General features: G+C 67.7%; 18 protein-coding genes. 13 read left to right on the top strand and 5 right to left on the bottom strand.

Annotated features, from left to right (window positions below):
• The first annotated feature begins 2 nt into the window (after window positions 1–2).
• Entirely contained in the window at window positions 3–2,459 is a 2,457-nt protein-coding gene (locus V9K99_RS08305) for a beta-galactosidase (RefSeq protein WP_337322967.1), read from the top strand.
• A gap of 9 nt (window positions 2,460–2,468) precedes the next feature.
• The gene (locus tag V9K99_RS08300) at window positions 2,469–3,728 is read left to right on the top strand and encodes an ROK family transcriptional regulator (protein ID WP_337322968.1); all 1,260 of its coding nucleotides are present in this window, start codon (window positions 2,469–2,471) and stop codon (window positions 3,726–3,728) included.
• Here the strand turns inward: V9K99_RS08300 and V9K99_RS08295 are convergent.
• Window positions 3,725–5,566 (bottom strand): ABC transporter ATP-binding protein, encoded by a 1,842-nt coding sequence (locus V9K99_RS08295; protein ID WP_337322969.1) that lies wholly within the window; start codon window positions 5,564–5,566, stop codon window positions 3,725–3,727. The genes V9K99_RS08300 and V9K99_RS08295 overlap by 4 nt on opposite strands.
• 137 nt (window positions 5,567–5,703) lie before the next feature.
• Here V9K99_RS08295 and V9K99_RS08290 point away from each other — a divergent pair, with 137 nt between their 5' ends.
• Window positions 5,704–6,123, top strand: coding sequence for a MarR family winged helix-turn-helix transcriptional regulator (locus V9K99_RS08290; protein ID WP_337322970.1), 420 nt, complete (start codon window positions 5,704–5,706; stop codon window positions 6,121–6,123).
• A gap of 189 nt (window positions 6,124–6,312) precedes the next feature.
• On the opposite strand, the gene V9K99_RS08285 is transcribed toward V9K99_RS08290, so the two are convergent.
• From V9K99_RS08285 to V9K99_RS08275, 3 genes are all read right to left on the bottom strand, one after another.
• Window positions 6,313–6,945, bottom strand: coding sequence for an MOSC domain-containing protein (locus V9K99_RS08285; RefSeq protein ID WP_337322971.1), 633 nt, complete (start codon window positions 6,943–6,945; stop codon window positions 6,313–6,315).
• On the bottom strand, window positions 6,938–7,288 hold the full coding sequence (locus V9K99_RS08280) for a hypothetical protein (RefSeq protein ID WP_337322972.1): 351 nt from the start codon (window positions 7,286–7,288) through the stop codon (window positions 6,938–6,940). The genes V9K99_RS08285 and V9K99_RS08280 overlap by 8 nt, the downstream gene beginning before the upstream one ends.
• 135 nt (window positions 7,289–7,423) lie before the next feature.
• On the bottom strand, window positions 7,424–8,248 hold the full coding sequence (locus tag V9K99_RS08275; RefSeq protein ID WP_337322973.1) for a DeoR/GlpR family DNA-binding transcription regulator: 825 nt from the start codon (window positions 8,246–8,248) through the stop codon (window positions 7,424–7,426).
• 184 nt (window positions 8,249–8,432) lie between these two features.
• On the opposite strand from V9K99_RS08275, the gene V9K99_RS08270 reads away from it, so the two are divergent.
• The 6 genes from V9K99_RS08270 to V9K99_RS08245 are packed head-to-tail and all read left to right on the top strand — an operon-like array spanning window position 8,433 to window position 14,857.
• Complete coding sequence (locus V9K99_RS08270; protein WP_337322974.1) at window positions 8,433–9,470, top strand: autoinducer 2 ABC transporter substrate-binding protein; 1,038 nt, start codon at window positions 8,433–8,435, stop codon at window positions 9,468–9,470.
• Between the two features lie 13 nt (window positions 9,471–9,483).
• A complete protein-coding gene (locus V9K99_RS08265; protein WP_337322975.1) occupies window positions 9,484–10,965 on the top strand; it encodes a sugar ABC transporter ATP-binding protein in 1,482 nt (493 codons plus the stop codon).
• Complete coding sequence (locus tag V9K99_RS08260) at window positions 10,962–11,981, top strand: ABC transporter permease (RefSeq protein ID WP_337322976.1); 1,020 nt, start codon at window positions 10,962–10,964, stop codon at window positions 11,979–11,981. Before V9K99_RS08265 ends, V9K99_RS08260 begins: the two co-directional genes overlap by 4 nt.
• On the top strand, window positions 11,974–12,969 hold the full coding sequence (locus V9K99_RS08255) for an ABC transporter permease (RefSeq protein ID WP_337322977.1): 996 nt from the start codon (window positions 11,974–11,976) through the stop codon (window positions 12,967–12,969). Before V9K99_RS08260 ends, V9K99_RS08255 begins: the two co-directional genes overlap by 8 nt.
• Entirely contained in the window at window positions 12,966–14,447 is a 1,482-nt protein-coding gene (locus V9K99_RS08250) for an FGGY-family carbohydrate kinase (protein WP_337322978.1), read from the top strand. Before V9K99_RS08255 ends, V9K99_RS08250 begins: the two co-directional genes overlap by 4 nt.
• 11 nt (window positions 14,448–14,458) lie before the next feature.
• Complete coding sequence (locus V9K99_RS08245; protein WP_337322979.1) at window positions 14,459–14,857, top strand: hypothetical protein; 399 nt, start codon at window positions 14,459–14,461, stop codon at window positions 14,855–14,857.
• Here V9K99_RS08245 and V9K99_RS08240 read toward each other — a convergent pair.
• The gene (locus tag V9K99_RS08240; RefSeq protein WP_337322980.1) at window positions 14,850–15,584 is read right to left on the bottom strand and encodes an SDR family NAD(P)-dependent oxidoreductase; all 735 of its coding nucleotides are present in this window, start codon (window positions 15,582–15,584) and stop codon (window positions 14,850–14,852) included. The two genes, V9K99_RS08245 and V9K99_RS08240, sit on opposite strands and share 8 nt — an antisense overlap.
• A 328-nt stretch (window positions 15,585–15,912) precedes the next feature.
• Between V9K99_RS08240 and V9K99_RS08235 the strand changes: the two genes are divergently transcribed.
• The 4 genes from V9K99_RS08235 (at window position 15,913) to V9K99_RS08220 (ending at window position 19,106) form a co-directional block, all read left to right on the top strand.
• Window positions 15,913–16,707 (top strand): class I SAM-dependent methyltransferase, encoded by a 795-nt coding sequence (locus V9K99_RS08235; RefSeq protein ID WP_337322981.1) that lies wholly within the window; start codon window positions 15,913–15,915, stop codon window positions 16,705–16,707.
• Complete coding sequence (locus tag V9K99_RS08230; protein ID WP_337322982.1) at window positions 16,707–17,459, top strand: class I SAM-dependent methyltransferase; 753 nt, start codon at window positions 16,707–16,709, stop codon at window positions 17,457–17,459. Before V9K99_RS08235 ends, V9K99_RS08230 begins: the two co-directional genes overlap by 1 nt.
• 68 nt (window positions 17,460–17,527) lie before the next feature.
• Entirely contained in the window at window positions 17,528–18,460 is a 933-nt protein-coding gene (locus V9K99_RS08225) for an aminoglycoside phosphotransferase family protein (RefSeq protein ID WP_337322983.1), read from the top strand.
• Window positions 18,461–18,602: 142 nt separating this feature from the next.
• Window positions 18,603–19,106, top strand: coding sequence for a GbsR/MarR family transcriptional regulator (locus V9K99_RS08220; protein ID WP_337322984.1), 504 nt, complete (start codon window positions 18,603–18,605; stop codon window positions 19,104–19,106).
• Window positions 19,107–19,250 lie beyond the last annotated feature (144 nt).

The following is a 19,250-nucleotide window of genomic DNA, read 5'->3' as shown; positions in this document are numbered from 1 at the left end:
CAGTGACATTCGATGCCCAGGGCATCCGGATCGACGGTGAACCGCAGGTCGTGCTGTGTGCGTCGTTGTTCTACTTCCGGTTGCCCCGGGAGCAGTGGCGGGCCCGGCTCGAGCAGGTCAAGGCGTCCGGCTACACCTGTGTGGACGTGTACCTGCCGTGGAACTTCCATGAACTCGCGCCCGGCCGTTGGTCGTTCGACGGCCGGCGTGACGTCGCGGCGTTCCTGGATCTCGCGCACGAGGTGGGGCTGCACGTCATCGCCCGGCCGGGTCCGTACATCTGCTCGGAGTGGGACGGCGGAGCGCTGCCGGCCTGGCTCGGCCTCGATCCGTCGTTGCAGGTGCGCCAGAACGAGCCCCGCTTCCTTGCCTGGGTGTCGGAGTGGTTCGACCAGGTGCTGCCGATCCTCGCCGCCCGTCAGTACGGGGCCGGTGGCGCGGTCATCATGGTCCAGTTGGAGAACGAGCTCGACTTCTTCGACTGCGAGGACCGGACCGGCTACATCACTGCGTTGCGCGATCAGGCCGTTGCCCATGGCATCACGGTGCCGTTGATCGCGTGCGCCGGTCAGGGTGACCTGTTCGGTGCCACCGGCAACGTCCAGGACGTCGTACCGGCGTGCAATTTCTACCCGAATGACGACTCGCCGGAGATCGAGGCAGAGGTACGGCGGTATGCCGGGCTGCTCGCGGACCGAGGGTTGCCGCTGCTGATCACCGAGACGAACCGGCGGCACCGGACCCTGCGCCGGTTGCTGGCCAGTGGCGCGTCGCTGATCGCGCCGTACCTGCAGGCATCCGGTTGGAACTTCGGCTACACGCCGTCGAGCGGTAACTGGGGTCAGCCCGGGAACTTCATGAGTCACGGGTACGACTTCGGTGGTTATGTGTCGTCGACGGGGATCGAGCGGCCGGAGTACGCCGAGGCGCAGGTGCTCGCGCGTGTCCGCGACGCGTTGGGATCGCGGTTGGCGCTGGCGACCTCGGGAGGGTCCGTCGAGGTGGTGGCGGACTTCCCGACCAGCTCGTCTCCGTCGGTGCTCGATCTTGATGGTGGCGGGCAGTTGGTCGCCGTACCGAACCTCGGTACGACAGACGGCCGGGCGGTCGTCAACGGTGTGTCGGTCGCGGTCGGGGCGGACTCGTGTCCGCTGATGCCGGTCGACCTGCCGCTGGGGGACAGGACGCTGACGCTGGCCTCCGCTGATCTGGTCGAGTTGTCGGACGACGGGCTGACGTTCTCGTCCAGGGTTCCGGTGACGGTGGTCATCGGCAGCACGCCGGTGGAGATCGCGGTCGGCGCCAGTCTGATTGTCGACAATGTTTTTGTCAGCGTGCAGGCGCCGGCGGACGTCGTACGCCCGGAGAAGGCTGAGCCGCTGGTTGTGAGGGGTGTGCGGCGGCGGGAGGGCGAGGCTCCGAGCAAGCCGGCCGGGACGCATGAGCTGCCGCCGACGCTGGAGTCGCTCGGGGTCTATCGCGGCCGCGGGACCTACACGACGACCGCCGATCTGACCGACGTCGACGAGCTGCTGCTGGTCGGTGCTTCGGACATCGTGGACCTGTCGGTCGGCGGGCGAGTTCAAACGCTCGCTGGTTTTGGTGCGACCGAGCGGATCGACGTCCGTGAGCTCACCGGGGACATTCACGCCACTGTGGAGATCTGGGGGCATGCGAACTTCGACGACGCGCGGTTGCCGTCGCTGAAGCTCGGCGCTCTACGGGGTCTCGGCACGCTGTGGACGATTGTCGACACCGAAGACTTCTCCGCGCTGTGGACGGTCGAGGGGCACTGGGCGGGTGAGCCGGCGCCGCTGCGCAGCCTCACCGGCTGGAGCAGCACCCGCGTCGGTACGCCGATCACGTACACGCGACGCGTCGACTCTGTCAGCACCACGGCTCTGCATCTGGAAGGTGTCCATGAGCCCGTCAGCGTGACCGTTGGCGACGGCCAGCCGATCACGGTCCACACCGAGAACCCGTGGGTGCTGATGCCCGCCGGGACCAAGCAGGTCTCGGTGACCGTGCCGCACCACCCGAGTGGCGGCGGGCTCCGCGCCGAGCTGCTCAGCTTGCAACCGGTGACCGACTGGACGTGCGCCGTACAGGATGACGAACTGCTGACCGCCTTCGCGCTGCAGGACGGGTCAGCGACGGAGATCGAGTTGCCGCTGTCGCTGGAGCCCGGCGAGGAGGCCTGGCTCGACGTGGAGCTTCCAACGTTGCAGAATGGATCGGTTGTCCGTCCGGTGGGCACGCAGGTGCGGGTCACCGGCTGGGCTTCCGGCGAGTGCATCGGGCGGGTCTGGACCGGCCAGCGTCCGGCGTTCTCCGGCGGCGATCCCGACGTACTGTGGATTCCGCCGGGGTGGTCCGGGCTGACGCTGCTGGTCAGGGGCGTCGAGGGTCCGGGCACGCCGGAGCTACAGACCTTGAGGATCGAGTCACCAAGCGACTGAGGGGGAAGATTGCCGAGGCAGACGTCTCGTGATCTGCGCAACGAGAGCCGGTTCGAGGTTCTGCACGCGTTGTTCTCGCTCGGTCCGTCGACCCGGCAGGAGATCGCGAGGCACACGGGCCTGAGTACGGCGACGGTCGCGACGCTGGTGACCCAGTTCCTGGCCGAGGGCGTACTGCGGATCGCGACAGTCGAGCAGAACACCGTCGGCCGCCCGTACGAGCGGCTCAGCATCGACCCCGATCGCGGCCGGATCCTCGGCATCGACGTGGCCGAGACGTACGTCGACGCCACCGTCTACGACGTCACCCTCGGCCCGCTCGGCCAGTGCGACGTCGCCCTGGACGAGCACGAGAACGACCCCGCGTACGTCGTCGACGGCATCGTCCGTGCGATCACGGCCGCGGTCGAGGCCAGCGGCACCCAGCGCGACACCATCATCGGCGCAGGCGTGAGCATGCCCGGCCAGGTCCGCCCGGACGCCGGCGTGTCGGTGTTCGCGCCGAACTGGGACTGGCACGACGTCAAGATCGAGGAGCTGCTCGAGGAACGCCTCGGCATGCCCGTGTACGTCGACAATCCGCTGAAGGCGGTCGCGCTGTCGGAGATGTGGTTCGGGGTCGGCCGGGAGACAAAGACCATGGCCGTGGTCAACCTCGGCACCGGGGTCGGCGCCGGGATCGCGATCGACGGTTCGCTGCTGCGCGGCGCGGCCAACAACGCGGGCGAGTGGGGGCACACGCTGCTGCAACTGGATGGTCGGCCGTGCCGGTGTGGCCGGCGTGGTTGTGTCGAGGCCTACCTCGGGGTGCATGGGTTGGAGATGTCGCTGGCCGAGATCGATCCGGATCACCCGGCGCTACGGCAGCCATTGCAGCGTGGGTTCGTCGACGCGGTGGCCGAAGGGCTGGCCGAAGACGATCCGGCGTTGCTGGAGCTTGCGCGTCGTACGTCGCACTACCTGGCCGCGTCGCTGGGTGACCTGATCAATCTGCTGAACATCTCGCACGTCACGCTGACCGGGTGGACGACCAAGGCGTTGGCTCAGTGGCTCCTTCCCGCCGTACGGGATGAGCTGCCTGAGCATGTGTTGCCGGGTTCGCAGCCGGGGCTGACCGTCGAGGCGTCGCGTGTCCCGGGCAACGCGGTGGCGCTCGGGATGGCGACGTTCACGTTGGAGCAGTTCCTCGGCGCGCTGGGGCTGGCGAGTCCGGCGAGCGCGCCCGGCACTCGTCGCCGGCTGCGCTCACCGGCCAAAGCCAAGGCTTAGGCCGCCTTCTCGAACTGGGTGGTGTAGAGCTCGGCGTACAGGCCGCCGGCCGCGAGCAGTTCGTGGTGGGTGCCGCGTTCGCGGATCCGGCCGTCGTCCAGCACGAGGATCGTGTCCGCGTTGCGGATTGTCGACAATCGGTGCGCGATGACCAGCGACGTACGCCCGGCGAGTGCGTTCGCGAGTGCGGCCTGGACGGCGGCCTCCGACTCCGAGTCGAGGTGAGCGGTGGCCTCGTCGAGGATCACGATCGACGGCGCCTTGAGCAGCAGCCGGGCGATCGCGAGCCGTTGCCGTTCACCACCGGACAGCCGGTATCCGCGGTCGCCGACCACTGTGTCGAGACCGTCGGGCAGGCTGTTGATCAGGGTCGCGATCTGGGCCGCTTCGAGAGCTGCCTGAAGGTCGGCCTCGGTCGCATCCGGGCGGGCCAGCAACAGGTTGGCGCGGATCGTGTCGTGGTACATGTGCGAGTCCTGCGTCACCACGCCGATCACCGATCGCAGTGACCGCTGGGTGACCTCGCGGACGTCCCGGCCGCCGACCAGCAGGGCTCCGTCGGTGACGTCGTACATCCGGGAGACCAGCGACGAGAGGGTCGTCTTGCCGGCGCCGGACGGGCCGACGACCGCGACCATCTGGCCGGGCTCGACGGTGAAGCTGACGTCCTTGAGGACTTCTTCGCCGGTCTCGGCCGACAGAGTCGCGACCGACTCGAGCGAGGCGAGCGACACCTCCTCGGCGGACGGGTAGTGGAACGACACGTGCCTGAACTCGATCGACGGCTCGACCGATGCCGGGAGCTCTCTCGCGTCCTTGCGGTCGGCAACCATCGGCGGGAGATCGAGCACCTCGAGCACACGCTCGAAGCTGACCAGCGTCGTCATCACGTCGACCTGGACGTTCGACAGTGCGGTGAGCGGTCCGTAGAGCCGGTTGAGGTACGCGGTCAGCGCGACGACGGTCCCGATGCCGAGGGCTCCTTGGACCGCGAAGACACCGCCCACGCCGTACACGAGAGCCACCGCGAGCGCTGCGACCAAGGTGAGCGAGACGCGGAAGATGCCGGCGTACATCGCGGTGGTGACGCCGATGTCGCGAACCCGCGCGGCCTTGCCGGCGAAGTCCTTCGACGACTCCTCGGTCCGTCCGAACACCTTCGCCAGTACGGCGCCGGCGACGTTGAAGCGCTCGGTCATCGTCTGGGCCATCGTCGCATTCAGGCGGTACGTCTCGGCGGTTGCCTCGCGCAACCGGCCGGCGATCAGCCGGGCGGGCAGGATGAAGAGCGGCAGCAGGACCAGTGCGAGCAGGGTGATCTGCCACGACATCACGAACATCGCGGCGAGGACCAGGACGACGCTGAGCAGATTGCTGACCACGTTCGACAGGGTCGAGGTGAAGGCTTGCTGTGCGCCGAGGACGTCGCCGTTCAGGCGCTGGATCAGCGCACCGGTCTGGGTCCGGCTGAAGAACGCGACCGGCATCCGCTGGACGTGGTCGAACACCGCGGTGCGCAGGTCGTAGACGAGACCTTCGCCGATCCGGGCCGAGAACCACCGCTCGGCCAGCGTGATCGTGCTGGCGAACACCGCGAGCACTGCGACGACGAGGGACAGCCAAACCACCACCTGGGTGTGGCCGGGGACGATGCCGCGGTCGATGATCGCGCGGAACAGCAGCGGAGTGACGGCACCGGTGGCCGCGTCGATCGCGACCAGGAACAAGAAGGCGGTCAAATAACCGCGGTAGGGGACGGCGAACTTGAGAATCCGCCGGACGGTGCCGGCGGACAGTTTGTGATGGCGTACCGAGGAGTCTTTGAGCAGGGATCGCATCGCGCGACCACCGCCGCCTCCTCCGCCCGGGAGTCCGGAGAGCTGTGACATAGGCGCCTTTCGCAGGACGGCAGATATACTGAGGTTAACTCACTATGAGCTAAGCTCACAACATCCTCACCCACTAGGCTCTGCTCGTGCCCGCACCGGAAGACACCGCTGAACAGATCGCCGCGCTCCTCGACGGCCTCGTCCGTCGCCAGCGCCGCGCGTCGAAGGCGGACCTCGACGTGACGCACGGCCAGCTGCGCCTCCTGCGCACCCTCGACCACTCCGACCGCCCCCTCCGGCTCAGCGAACTCGCCAACCAGCTCGGCATCGTCCCGCGCTCGGCGACCACGGTCGTCGACGACCTCGAAGCCGCCGGCCTGGTCGCCCGCAAACCCGACCCCGACGACCGCCGCGCCACCCTCGTCAACCTCACCCCCGCCGGCACAAAAGTCCTCGCCACCATCCGCCGCCACCGCCGCGACGCCATGGTCTCCCTGGTAGAACGCCTAGACGAATCCGAACAGTCCAACCTCCTCCACCTCCTAACCCGCCTCTCCGCCGACTAGCCGGGCACCACCCACCCCCGGTCCCCACGCCTAGCGCCCCATCGATCCCGGGGTTGCCCCCTCGGGTTGGGGGTTGCCCCGTCAGAATCTCGGTGGGCAACCCCTCATCTCAGGGGATATCCGTGAATCGCAGCCGGCCGGAGAGGCTGCGGGCACGTTGCGCGGGGCGGACTGTTCGACGACCGAGGTCTATCGGGTGCGATGTGCGAGGCGTCGGGCTGATGCGCGTAGTGGTGGGGCGAGGTCGATGCCGGACGACAGGAGCTGTTCGGCGTGCTCCGGCGTACGGCGAGCTGACCAGGCGGCGATGGTGATTCCGTGACCTGGCTTGTGGATGACGGTGATCGGGTCGGCCGCGGTCACCGTGCCGGTGTGGATGACGCTCAAGTAGGCGCCGACCCGGCCGCTGGCGCGGAACTGGCGATGGAAGCCGGGGATGCCCAGGCGCAGCGAGAGGTTGTCACACGGCGTGCGTGGCTGCCGGACCTCGACGACGACGTCCGATCCGATCCGCCAGCGCTCACCGATCTCTGCCTCGGACACGTCCAGCGCTTCCACGGTGAGGTTCTCGCCGAACAGCCCCGGCGCGACATCGCGGTCCAGCTCTTCGGCCCACCAGGCCGCGTCCTCGGTCGAGTAGGCGTACAGCGCCTTGTCCGGTCCGCCGTGGTACCGGGTGTCGCACTGGACGTCGCCGGCGAGACCGAGTTCGCCGACCTCGACGGGACCGTCGACCGGGCGCTTGTCGATCGCCGTGGTGCGGCCGGCTCCCTGCCTGAGCACGAAGAGCACGTTCACCGCCGCGAGCCGCGCCTCATTCATGTCGGCTCAGCCATCGGATCGGGTCGCCGCTGTCGAGGTCGGTGAATCCCTCGTCGGCCAAGGCCCCGGCGACCAAGGTACGGCGATGCGCGGCAAACGTCAGCACATGCGCGATCACCGCGCCGAACGTGTAGATCTCGACCGACTCACCCGGGCAGACGATCAGTTCGTCGAGCCGCCCTTCCGCGCAGACCGTGCGTACCTGTTCCAGAAACTCAGGCCCGGCCACGGCCAGCCGGTTGCGCAGCTCGGTGATGGATGGCTGTTCCTCGGAGCCGAACTCGTACGGCCGGCTCCAGCCCCGCGTCGTCCAGCACCCCGGCCAGCACCCCGAGAAACTCATCGAACGCGTCACTCCCCATCACCCCATCGTGCCGTGGCACGGGCCATCCCGCTTGATCGGTTTTGCTCTCCCGACCGGTTCAGACAACTGCATCGGCCCACTCCGCATCCGCACTGGCTGCGAGGGTTGGCGGGGCTAGAGCCGGCGGGGTGGGTGGTAGGTGGGGGGTTGGTTGGTGCGCCAGTCGTCGGTGGGGTCTAGGGAGGCGCGGACTATGCGGCCGGCGAAGGCGGGGAGTTCGGAGTCGGAGAGGCGGTCGTCGGTGATGACGAGGTCGAGTTCGGAGGCTTCGGCGATGAAGCCGACGCAGCGGGCGCCGAAGGCTTGGGAGCGGGCCAGGCCGACGCGGCGGTCGCCGGCCGCGAGCAGGGCGCGGGCGGTGGAGACGTGCCAGGGGTGAGATGTGGTCACGCCGGCGAACGGGTGGATGCCGTCGATCTCGAGGAAGACCCAGTCGGCCTGCTGGGCGGCGAGGAAGTCGGCGGTCGACGAGCCGGAGACGACGGTCGAGCCGGGGGCGTCGCGCAGTTCGCCGCCGGCGATGACGACGCGGATCTGCGGCTGCCGGCCGAGTCGCTCGGCCGAGCGCAGGTCGGTGGTGATGACGGTCAGGTCCTCGACGTCGAAGAGGGTGTTGACCAGGTGGTCGATGCAGATCCCGGCGCCGAGGGCGATCCGGTCGCCGTTGCGGATCATCCGGCGGGCGGTCGACGCGATCGCGTCCACCCCGGCCTCCGGTGGTGGGGCCGACGGCGCCGGCGGGGAGTAGTCCGAGGTACGACGTCGTACGCCGCCATGCAGCCGCTCGACCAGGTCGTCGGCGACGAGGGCTTGCAGGTCACGGCGGATCGTCGACACGTCGACGTCGAGGCGGTGCGCCAGGTCCTTGACCTCGACGTACTCGCGTCCCTCGACCTCGCGGAGGATCGCCCGCTGCCGCGCATTCAGTCGTAACCGCATCCGCCCCTCCTGTCCCGGACCGACTGTAATGCAATCTGCCCGAAATCGGGCGGTCACGCACCGTTGACAAATCCGGCTGACAGCCTCCAGAGTGAGGCGCACTGCACGAATTCGTGCAGACGATCGTGCAGAAACGCGCGAACTCAAACGAATGAATGCCTGCTGCGCTGAGAGGGAGTTTCGCATGCTCCGGACGTCACGGGTAGTGGTCACCGCCGTACTGCTGGCCACGATTGCGGCCTGCGGCACGGTCAACGAGGGCAGTACGACGCCGGCCGGCAGCCAATCGTCGTCGTCCGCGAGTGCGAGCGGCGCCTACATCAACGTGGTCAAGCTGACCGGGATCGCCTGGTTCGACCGGATGAACCAGGGCGTGAAGCAGTTCGGCACCGACAACAAGGTGACCGCCAGCCAGACCGGGCCGTCGACGAACAGCCCGGAGCAGCAGGTGAGCCTGATCCAGGGCCTGATCGCGCAGAAGCCCGCGGCGCTGGCGATCGTCCCGTCGGACCCGAGTTCGGTCACCGCGGTGATCAAGCAGGCTCGCGCGGCCGGGATCAAGGTGGTCACGCACGAGGCGCCCGCGCTCACCGATGTCGACGCGGACATCGAGGCTTTCGACAATGCGAAGTACGGGCAGAAGATCATGGCGGACATGGCTGCCTGTATGAAGGGCAGCGGTGAGTACGTCCAGTTCGTCGGCACGCTGACGGCGGCGACGCACATGGCCTGGACGACCGCGGCGTACGAGCTGCAGCAGTCGAAGTTCCCGCAGCTGAAGCGGGTCAGCGCGCCGGTCGAGTCGAACAACAACGGTGATCAGGCCTATCGCAAGGCGAAGGAACTCCTGCAGGCGCATCCGAACCTGGCCGGCTTCCAGGGCGCGTCGTCGGAGGACGTGCCGGGGATCGCGCGGGCGATCAAGGAGGCCGGGCTGCAGAACGACACCTGCGTGTTCGGTACCGGCGTACCGTCACAGACCAAGGCGTTCGTGGCCGACGGCTCGATCGACGCGATCTACCTGTGGGATCCGGAGCTGGCCGGCGAGGCGATGCTCGCAGCCGCCAAGATGATTGTCGACGGCAAGCAACTCGCGGCCGGCACGGATCTCGGCGTGAAGGGTTACGAGAAGCTCGCGGTCTCGCCACAGAACCCCAAGGTGTTCCTCGGCGACGCCATGCTGGTGCTGACCAAGGCCGAGATCGGCCAGTACGACTTCTGACAGGCATCATCAGATGACATCTCCGATTGTCGAAACGATCGGCGTCTCCAAACGGTTCGGCGGCGTCAAGGCACTCACCGACGTCCATGTCGCGTTCCGGCCCGGCGAAGTCCACTGCATCGCGGGGGAGAACGGCTGCGGCAAGTCGACGCTGCTGAAGGTGATCAGCGGCGCGCACCGGCCCACTTCCGGCCAGGTGGTCGTCGACGGTGTCGCGCACGACCACCTCACCCCGCGGCAGGCCTTGTCGGCCGGCATCGAGGTGATCTACCAGGACTTCAGCCTGATGCCGAACCTCACCGCCACCGAGAACATCGCCCTTCCTGGGTACGCCGCCGGCGGTCGGCGCCTCTATTCCCGTACGGCGGCCCGTTCTCTGGCGGAGCGGGCCGTCGTACGGCTCGGAGTGGAGATCGAGCTGGACACTCCGGTCGGCGAACTGACCGTGGCTGAGCGGCAGTTGACCGCGATCGCGCGGGCGCTGGCCCACGACGCCCGGTTCATCGCGATGGACGAGCCGACCACGGCGCTCACCTGGAAGGAGGTGGACGCGCTGTTCGAGGCGGTCGGCCGGCTGAAGGATGCCGGGGTCGCGCTCGCGTTCATCTCGCACAAGATGCAGGAGATCTTCTCGATCGCCGAACGGGTCACGGTGATGCGGAACGGGTCGGTGGTGACGAGTGGAACGCCGGACGAGTTCACCCACGCGTCGCTGGCCGAGACGATGACCGGCCGCGGCAGTCAGAGCTTCGACCGGGTCTCGCCGCGGCGGAAGGATCGGGCGCCGGCCTTGGCAGTCAAAGGGCTCGGCCGGGATCCGCTGTTCGCCGATGTCGACCTCGAGGTCGGGCAGGGCGAGATCGTCGGCCTGGCTGGGCTGCTGGGGTCGGGGCGGACCGAGATCGCGGAGGCGATCTGCGGCGTGCGGCCGGCGCAGACCGGGTCGATCGAGGTGCTCGGCAAGCGGGTCCGGGTGCGGTCGTTGAGTGACGCGATCGAGGCCGGGATCGGGTACGTTCCGGAGGATCGCCTGACGCAGGGACTCTTCCTGGACCAGCCGATCGGCGACAACATCGTGGCCACGCACCTGCGGTCGCGACGAGGCTTCCTGCGCAGCGCCGCCCTGGAACGCGCGAAGAACTCCGTGGTCCGGGACCTGCGGATCAGGTTCGGGAAGCTGACCGATCCGGTCCGGTCGCTGTCCGGTGGCAACGCCCAGCGAGTACTGCTCGGCAAGTGGCTGGTCGGCGAGCCGAAGGTCCTCATCCTCAACGGGCCGACCGTCGGTGTCGATGTCGGGTCGAAGTTCGACATCCTCGGCGTCCTGAATGCGCAGTCCCTGCAGGGCATGGGGGTGCTGATCATCAGTGACGACGTACCGGAGCTGATCTCGATGTGCCACCGGGTGCTGGTGGTGCGCAGCGGCCGGATCGTCCGTGAGCTCGCAGGCGGCCAACTCCGCGAGGACACGATCGTCGAGGCGGTCACGGCATGAAGACCAAGCAACTGGTGGCGAACCAGGAGTTGCTGCTGGTCGGGTTGATGGCGATCCTGGTGCTCGCGGTCAGCCTGAAGATCCCGGACTTCTTCGGCCTGCAGACGTTGTTCAACGTGCTGACCGCGTCGATGGTCGGCATCCTGTTCGCGGTCGGCGTCATGCTGGTCATCGTCAGCGGCGGCATCGATGTCTCGTTCCTTGCCGTCGGCATCCTTTCGGCCTACGTCACGGTGAAGTACGGTCCGCAAGGTGGCGGTACGCCGCTCCCGTCGTTCCTGATCAGTACGACGATCGGCCTCGGACTCGGCCTGGTCAATGCGGCCGTCGTACTGGTGGCACGGACCTCCGTGCTGATCGCGACCCTGGCGACCAGTTCGATCTTCATGGGAGTGCTGTTCGCGTTCGTCGGCGGTGGTGTCATCTCGACCCTGCCGGAGCCGTTGCAGGAGCTGGGCAGCACGCATCTGATCACGGCGAAAGGCGAGGTCCGCGGTACGACGAGTCTCAACGTGCTGATCCTGGTCGTCATCGCGGTGTGCCTGCTGGTGTGGGCGTTCCTGCGGTTCACCGTCGCCGGCCGAAGTGTGTTCGCGGTCGGCGGTGATGCCGAGGCGGCGTCGCGGGCGGCGATCTCGGTGCCGCGGACGCGGGTGCTGGTCTTCGCGATCGCCGGTGCGGTCGCTGGGCTCGCGGGGATCGTCTCAGTGACCTTGAGTGGCCGGGCCGATCCGACCACCTTCATGGGTCGCGAGCTGGACACCTTGGCAGCGGTGGTGCTGGGCGGTGTGGCGATTGCCGGTGGCAAGGGTACGGTCCGCGGTGCTGTCCTCGGCGTACTGCTGATCTCGCTGGTGACGGCTTCGCTGGTGCCGCTGGGGATTCCGACGATCTGGCAGCGCGCGGCGGTCGGTGCGTTGCTGATCGCCGGCATCCTGCTGCAGACCGCGATCAGCCGCCGCCAGCGGGTCCGGCCGATCCTCGACGCCCCGGCGCCGGAGGTGACGCATGCCTGACCGGTTCCGGGCGTTGCTGCTCGCGATGGGCAGCCGGGCCAGCTTCGTCCGCTTGCTGGTGGTCGCGGTGGCGATCGTCGTACTGTTCGGGATTCTCAATCCCTCGGTCTTCCTCAGCGGCCAGAACCTGCAGTACGTCGAACTCGCCTCACCCGAGGTGGCGATCCTGAGTCTGGCGATGGCGCTGACCATGCTGACCGCGGGGATCGACCTTTCGGTCGTGGCGATCGCGAACCTGTCCGGTGTGGTGGCCGCGCTGATCATGACCAACGGCAGCGGTTCCACCGGGCTTGCGGTGTTGGCAGCGATCGGCACCGCGTTGGTGTGTGGTGCGGTCAACGGGTTGCTCGTCGGGTTCAAGCATGTGCCGCCGATCCTGGCGACGTTGGCCACTGGACAGTTGTTCTCCGGCCTAGCGCTGGTCGCGTCCAACGGCACTGTTGTGAAGGGCCTGCCGGAGGACTTCACCGAGGTCGCATTGGTGACGGTGGCCGGGGTTCCGTTGATCTTCTGGATCATGCTGATCGTCGCCGTGGTGATCGGACTCGTGGTCGCGAAAACGCCGCTGGGCTTCCGGATGCGGCTGGTCGGTGCGAATCCGACGGCCGCCGATTTCAGTGGTATCCGTCGTGCGCGCGTGCTGCTGGCGACGTACGTGATGAGTGGTGCACTGGGCGGGATCGCTGGGCTGATCATCTCCGCGCGGGCCGGTGGGGCGAACTCGGACTACGGTGCCTCCTACGTCCTGCTCGCGGTCGTCATCGCCGTACTCGCCGGAGTGGATCCGGATGGCGGCTACCTGACCGTCGCGGGTGTGGTGATCGCGGCGATCGCTATGCAGTTGCTGGGTGCCGGGCTGCTGTCGCTCAACGTCAGCTCGCACGTGGTGAGCATCTGCCAGGGCCTGCTGCTGGTCACAATGGTTCTGCTGAACACCTGGGGCACCGCCCTGTCCGCACTGTTGCCCGGACGGAGGCTGCCTGCATGAACTACGTCATCGGCGTTGACATCGGTACGGCGAGTACCAAGGCCGTCCTGACCACACTCGACGGGACGGTGAAGGCCGTCGCTCGGCGGGATCACGCACCCACGTATCCGCAACCCGGTTGGGCCGAGATGGACGCCGAGCGGGACTGGTGGGGCGATGTCGCCGACGTACTGAAGGAACTGACCTCGACGGGTGACCGGATCCTGGCCGTCTGCGTCTCAGGTCTCGGTCCGTGCGTCGTACAGACCGATGAAGACCTACGGCCCAGGCGACCGGCCATCTTGTACGGCGTCGACGCGCGGGCGACCCGGGAGATCACCGAGATCACCCAGCGACTCGGCGCCGATGCGATCCTCGAGCGGTGTGGGAAAGACCTGTCCAGCCAGGCGATCGGGCCCAAGCTGGCGTGGTTGAGCCGCGAGGCCGGACGGGCGTGGCGACCGCAAGATCGGTGGTTCAGCGCGCACACGTACGTCGTCGCGCGGCTGACCGGTGAGTGGGTGCTGGACCACCACACGGCCAGTCAGTGCGACCCGTTCTACGACATCCGCAAGCAGGACTGGGCGACGGACTGGATCGAAGAGGTGCTCCCCGGTCTGGCTCTGCCACGGCTGGTGTGGCCTTCACAGCAGGTCGGCGTCGTGCACGGCGCGGCAGCCGCAGCGACCGGTCTCGCTGAAGGTACGCCGGTCGTCGCAGGGACTGTCGACGCGTGGGCCGAGGCATTCAGCGTCGGCGTACGACGTCCTGGCGATCTGATGCTGATGTACGGCTCCACCATGTTCTTCGTGCAGGTGCTGACCGCACCGACGAGTGTGCGCGGACTGTGGACCACGTCGGGCGTCGAGCCGTCGTCACACACATTGGCTGCCGGTATGGCGACATCCGGCACGATCACCACCTGGCTGCAGGACCTGACCGGTGGTGTGCCGTTCGAGACGCTCGTCGCTGAGGCGGCTGCTGTCCCCGCCGGCAGCGAAGGTCTGGTGATGCTGCCGTACTTCAGCGGGGAGCGGACGCCCATCTACGATCCGCTGGCGCGTGGCGTGATCGCCGGACTGACTCTGCGGCACGGACGTGGCCATCTACTGCGAGCGGCGTACGAAGGAATCGCCTGTGGGGTAAGGCAGATCGTCGGTGCGTTCGAGGAGGCGGCCGGGCAGCCGGCGCGGATCGTCGCAGTCGGCGGCGGTACGCAGGGCGGGTTGTGGACGCAGATCGTGAGTGACGTGTGCGGGCTCGAGCAGCAGGTGCCGGCGCAGACGATCGGAGCGTCGTACGGCGATGCCTTGCTCGCGGCGATCGGGGTCGGTCTGGTCCCGGCGGACACGGATTGGGCCCGGCTGGATCACACGGTCAGGCCGGATCCGTCGACGGCGACCGCCTACTCGACACTGTTCCGAACCTTCACCGAGTTGTACCCGGCGACGCGTCGTCAGGTGCACCGGCTGGCCCGCGCGGTGCGAGTAACGCCATGATCGGCCGGCCGATGCCTCTCGCCCTGGGCTACGTGCACAGGGAATGCTCGCTGCGCGAGAGCGAGAACGGCCGGGTGCAACAGTTGCTGGCGGAGGCCGCCCGGCTGCAGGGGTACACCCTCGGCACGGTCCACGCCGATGATGCGTTGACCGATCCGGCCGGTTTCGACGTACTGCTGGAAACCGCACGCGGTCTCGGCGTCGGGGCGGTCATCGTGCCGACGCTCGCCGTACTCGGACCGCGTGACGATCCGCAGTCGAAGCTGAGCCTGCTCTGCGAGGCAGGCCTCCGTGTCCTGGCGGCCGACCGCCCCGCTTTGTCCGTCGACCTCCCCGGCCTCACCAGTGAGGTCCAGGTACCGATCTTGCAAGGAGCCCCGACCCGTCGTCGTCGCCGACAGGTCAGCTGAGGTCTTTGACGTGCAGGACGGAGCCGTTGGGGACGTGGCGGTCGAGCAGCGACCAGATCGTCCGGGCGACGTCTTCAGGCTTCGCCAGACCGCCGCGCGCGTCCAGTTCCCGGAACCGGTAGGCCTCGGGGAACACCTCGTCACTGCACGCCCGGAGCTCGGCCTGCATCGCGGTGTCGATCGGACCCGGTGCGACCGAGATGACCCGGCATCCCCGTTGTCGGCGTTGCTGTTCCAGGCCTACCGCGCGAACCCACTGGTCGATCGCGGCCTTGCCGGCGCAGTAGCTCGACTCGCCTTCGTGCGGTGTGTGGCCGGCGCCCGACGACAGCATGATGAGGTGCTTCTCGACGTCGCGGTCGCCGACCGCGCGCAGGAACGCATGACCGAGGATCTGCGCCGCGGCCGAATTGAGCAGCACGTTCCGCGTGTACTCGGCAGTGTCGGTCGTGCCAGCCGGACCCAACGGCGTCAGGGTGGCGGCGTTGTGGATGAAGACCACCGTGTCGCCGTCGAATTCGGCCAGCCGGCGGTTGAAGTCCAGCTCGACGACCGGCCAGGAGGCCGGGTCGGCGAGGTCGACTGCCACGTGGTGTGTTCCCGGCGTTCCGCCGCGCCGGGACAGGTCGACGATCTCGGCTTCGCCGGCCAGGGTCGCCGCGAGCGCGGCCCCGAGACCGGCCGACGCACCCGAGATCCAGACCAGCATGCGCCGAAGCGCCCTCATGGCCGGTTCTCCGGATCAGACCGGTTACTCGGCGGCACACAGACGTCACTCATGTGCAGTTCCCCCTGCAAATACGTGCAATTCCCCACGAGCCCCACTTGCAGCTTACGTCCGCCGCCCCGAGGAATGGTGAGGTGATCCGGAATGGATGAACCGAAGGTCGACCAGCGGATCTCTTGGTTGCCGAGGGCTCACTCTTTGTCATGGGTCACGCTCGCGGTGACTTGACTCGTGCCCTGTCGATGTACTGCTTCACCCCCCATCGCGTCGGCTCTTCGGCGGGGGAAAATGGCAAGCGCTGGGCTGTGGAAGGTGCCAGGATGCCGGCATGGTTGCGCGCGCGTTGAGCTTCGGGGCGGTGGCGGAGGCGTACGAACGGTTCCGGCCTGGGTATCCCGTGGAACTGCTCGAGCTGGTCATCGCGTACGCCGGTGGGCCGATCCGGACCGCCCTCGAGATCGGCGCCGGGACAGGCAAGGCAACGCGTCTGTTCGCGCAGGCAGGGATCGCGATCACGGCGACCGAGCCTGACGCGGCCATGCTCGCGGAGATGCGCAAACACCTGCCGGCCAACGTCACAACCGTGCAAGCCGCCTTCGAGGACTTGACGCTGGATTCGTCGTACGAGCTGGTGTATTCGGCTGCCGCGCTCCATTGGACCAACCCTGAAGGCCGGTGGGCCCGGATGGCCGGCCTCGTCCAGCCGGGTGGCGTGTTCGCCTCGTTCGGTGCACCGATCCAGCTGGCCGACCCGGCCCTCGAGGAGGCCGTGCGCGCGGCACGTGCGCCGTACCTGGAGAACGACGGCGTCCCGTCGCCGGACGGCACACCCGCGGACCGCCCGATGCAATGGCCCGGCACGGAGCTCCAGCAGTCCGAGTGGTTCACCGATGTCCGGCAGGTGGTGATCGAACGGCGCCTGACGATGAGCGCCCACGAGTACATCGGACAACTCTCGACGGTCTCGGCGTACCTGATGCTGCAGTCCGCCGACCGAGACCAGGTCTTCCGCCGAATCCTCCAGGTCCTGCCCGAGACCGTGGAACTCAACGCCGAGATCCATGCCCACCTCGCTCGCCGCCACGGCCAACTGCGGGTAAGCCGGAAAGGAGGAGGCGCTTGATGAGTGAAGAGTTCTACTCGCACGCGAGGCTGTACGACTTGATGTTCCCGGGCGGCGGGGCCGCAGTCGACTTCTACCGGGCCGAGGTCAAGCGGCAAGGCGGGCGGGTATTGGAACTCGGGTGCGGCACCGGGCACAAGCTGATCCCCATCGCGTCCGACGGACATCCGTGCGTCGGCCTGGATGTCTCGTCAGACATGCTGGCTGAGGCTCAGCGTAAGGCGAGTAAGCGCGGTGTAGCGGTGGAATGGATGCAGGGCGACATGCGGGCCTTCGATCTGGGCCGCACCTTCGACTTCGTGTTCATCACAGCCAATTCCCTCCTGCATCTGCAGGAGGCGGAGGATCTGGTGAGCTGCTTCCGGTCGGTTCGACGACACCTGGCACCTGGAGCACGGTTCGTCTTCGATGTCTTCAACCCGAGCGTGCGCCTCCTTGCCGATGCCGATGGCGTGCGGCACACCCGGGAGTCGTTGTCGTTCATGGATCCTGACCGTGGCAACGTCAGCGTCGATGTCGCTGAGATCTACGATGCGCCCGCGCAAGTCACCCGCGGGACGTGGCACCTCTCGACAGACTCCGAGCCCGACTTCGTCGTCGCACCGCTCGAAATCAGGAGCATCTTCCCGCAGGAGCTGCCGCTGCTCCTCTCGCTCGGCGGCCTCCGGCTCGTCGACCGCTTCGGCGACTGGTCCGGTCGACCATTTGCCATGGATGCGCCGCTCCAGCTCTGCATCTGCGAGTCCACGTAAGTCGATCCACACGCCCTGATCTGCTTTGCTAGGTTGGTGTTCCTGTCCCCGGACGACGGAGACCGTTCGTGTACACGCCCACCGCGGAAGTGATAGCCGCCGCGTTTGATCTCGGGGAGCCGGCCGGGGAGCTGGTGCTCGTGCGCCGCGGTGATACCGACACGTGGCGGCTCGAGACGGGTTCGGGCAGCTACTTCGTGAAAGGCTACTGGCCGTCGACCGGTGGTCAGTTCGCGCCCGGTGGTCTGCTTGATCAGCTCGCGGTGGCGATGCCTTTCGAGCAGCGTGCGTTGTCGGCCGGGATCGACCTGGCGGAGCCGGTGCCGCCGCTCGACCCGATCATCGGCTGGGTGACGCGGATCGAGGACCGGCTGTTCCGGGTGAATCGGTGGATCGAGAGTCGCGCGCTGCGGCCCGACGACGACATCACCGAATGGCTCGGCCGGACGATGGCTCGCGTCCACCAGTTGCAGCCGCTGGACCAGGTCGGTCTCCCGGATTGGTGGCGTACGGCGCTCAAGCCGCGATCCGACTGGGAGGAGTGGTTCACCGAGGCGTGGCGGCGGGGTGAGCTGTGGTCGGAGCAGGCATGGGAACGGTTGCCGCGGATCCTCGAGCTGACCGCACGGATCGAGGAGGTCTGCGAGACCGCACCGGACCTGGTGATGACACATGGCGACTTCAAGTCGCACAACCTGCTGATGACGTCGGGCGGTCCGATACTGATCGACTGGGACAGCGTGCGCTCCGACAGCGCCGCTCTCGAGGCCGGACGCATCGCCCACATGTTCGGCCCAAAGACACTCGATTCGTACGTCGTTGCCGGCGGCGACATCACCTGGACCGGAGACGACCTCTACCTCGGCGTCGCCCGCTACGAGCTGCACCGCATCTACGAACGCGTCCTGGTCCTCCTCGAGCACATCCCAGCCCCCCGATGGATGAGCGACCGCGCCGAGATCACCCACCAACTCACGGAGTCCTTCGACCACCTCACCTGAGCGGTAGCCCGGAAGGCTTCGGCGGGGTCCGGAGTGAGAGATCTGGCGAGGCCGGTGCACAGCGCGGTGAGTCCGCGCAGACAGCTGCAACTCAGATGACACTTTTTTGTGTCATCACAGTCGTCTGTGCTAACTTGCTGCTATGCCGACCGATGAGCAGATGACTTTCGCCGATCATGTGGGGCGTTTCTACGTGCGGGAGACAAACGCTCCGCCGGTCGCCGGTCGCCTGCTGGGCTATCTGGGCGTTTGCCAGCCGGCCGCACAGTCAGTGAACGAGTTGGCGGATGCGCTGTTGGCCAGCCGCAGCGCGATCACTCAGGCGGTCGTGCTCCTGGAGGGCCGCGGGTTGGTGGAACGTTCCCGTGCGCGGGGTGATCGCGTCGATCGAGTCTCCGCGCGGTTGGATCGCTTGATCGCCGGGCAGGACTACGACCCAGCGAGCTACCTCGAGACAGCGGCGCTCCTCCGCCGCGGCGTCGCTCTGTTGCCCGACGACGACGGCTCCGGACGTCGCGAGGCGCTCGAGGAGTTCGCGTCGCTGTATGACTTCCTTGCCGAGCGGATGCCGAGGCTGAAGGAGGAGTGGCTGGCCTACCGCGCGGGCTTGCACGCGTCCTCCTCAGAGGAGGTGCCGGGCACCTGATTCCGGAGAGCACCCGATAGCGCCCTTCCCCGCCAGATAGCCCGGCGGGACGCGAGCGCCACTTTCACACCGCGCACCCGAACAAGCGCGATGCCAGGGTCGAGCACGCCCTGAAACAGTCCTGGTGACGTCGATGCGATGCCG

The organism is Kribbella sp. CCNWLW201 (genome assembly GCF_037203805.1).
Taxonomy (GTDB): Bacteria; Actinomycetota; Actinomycetes; order Propionibacteriales; family Kribbellaceae; genus Kribbella.
Note: the sequence above shows the minus strand (reverse complement) of the source record. Positions and strands in the feature narration are given on the sequence as shown.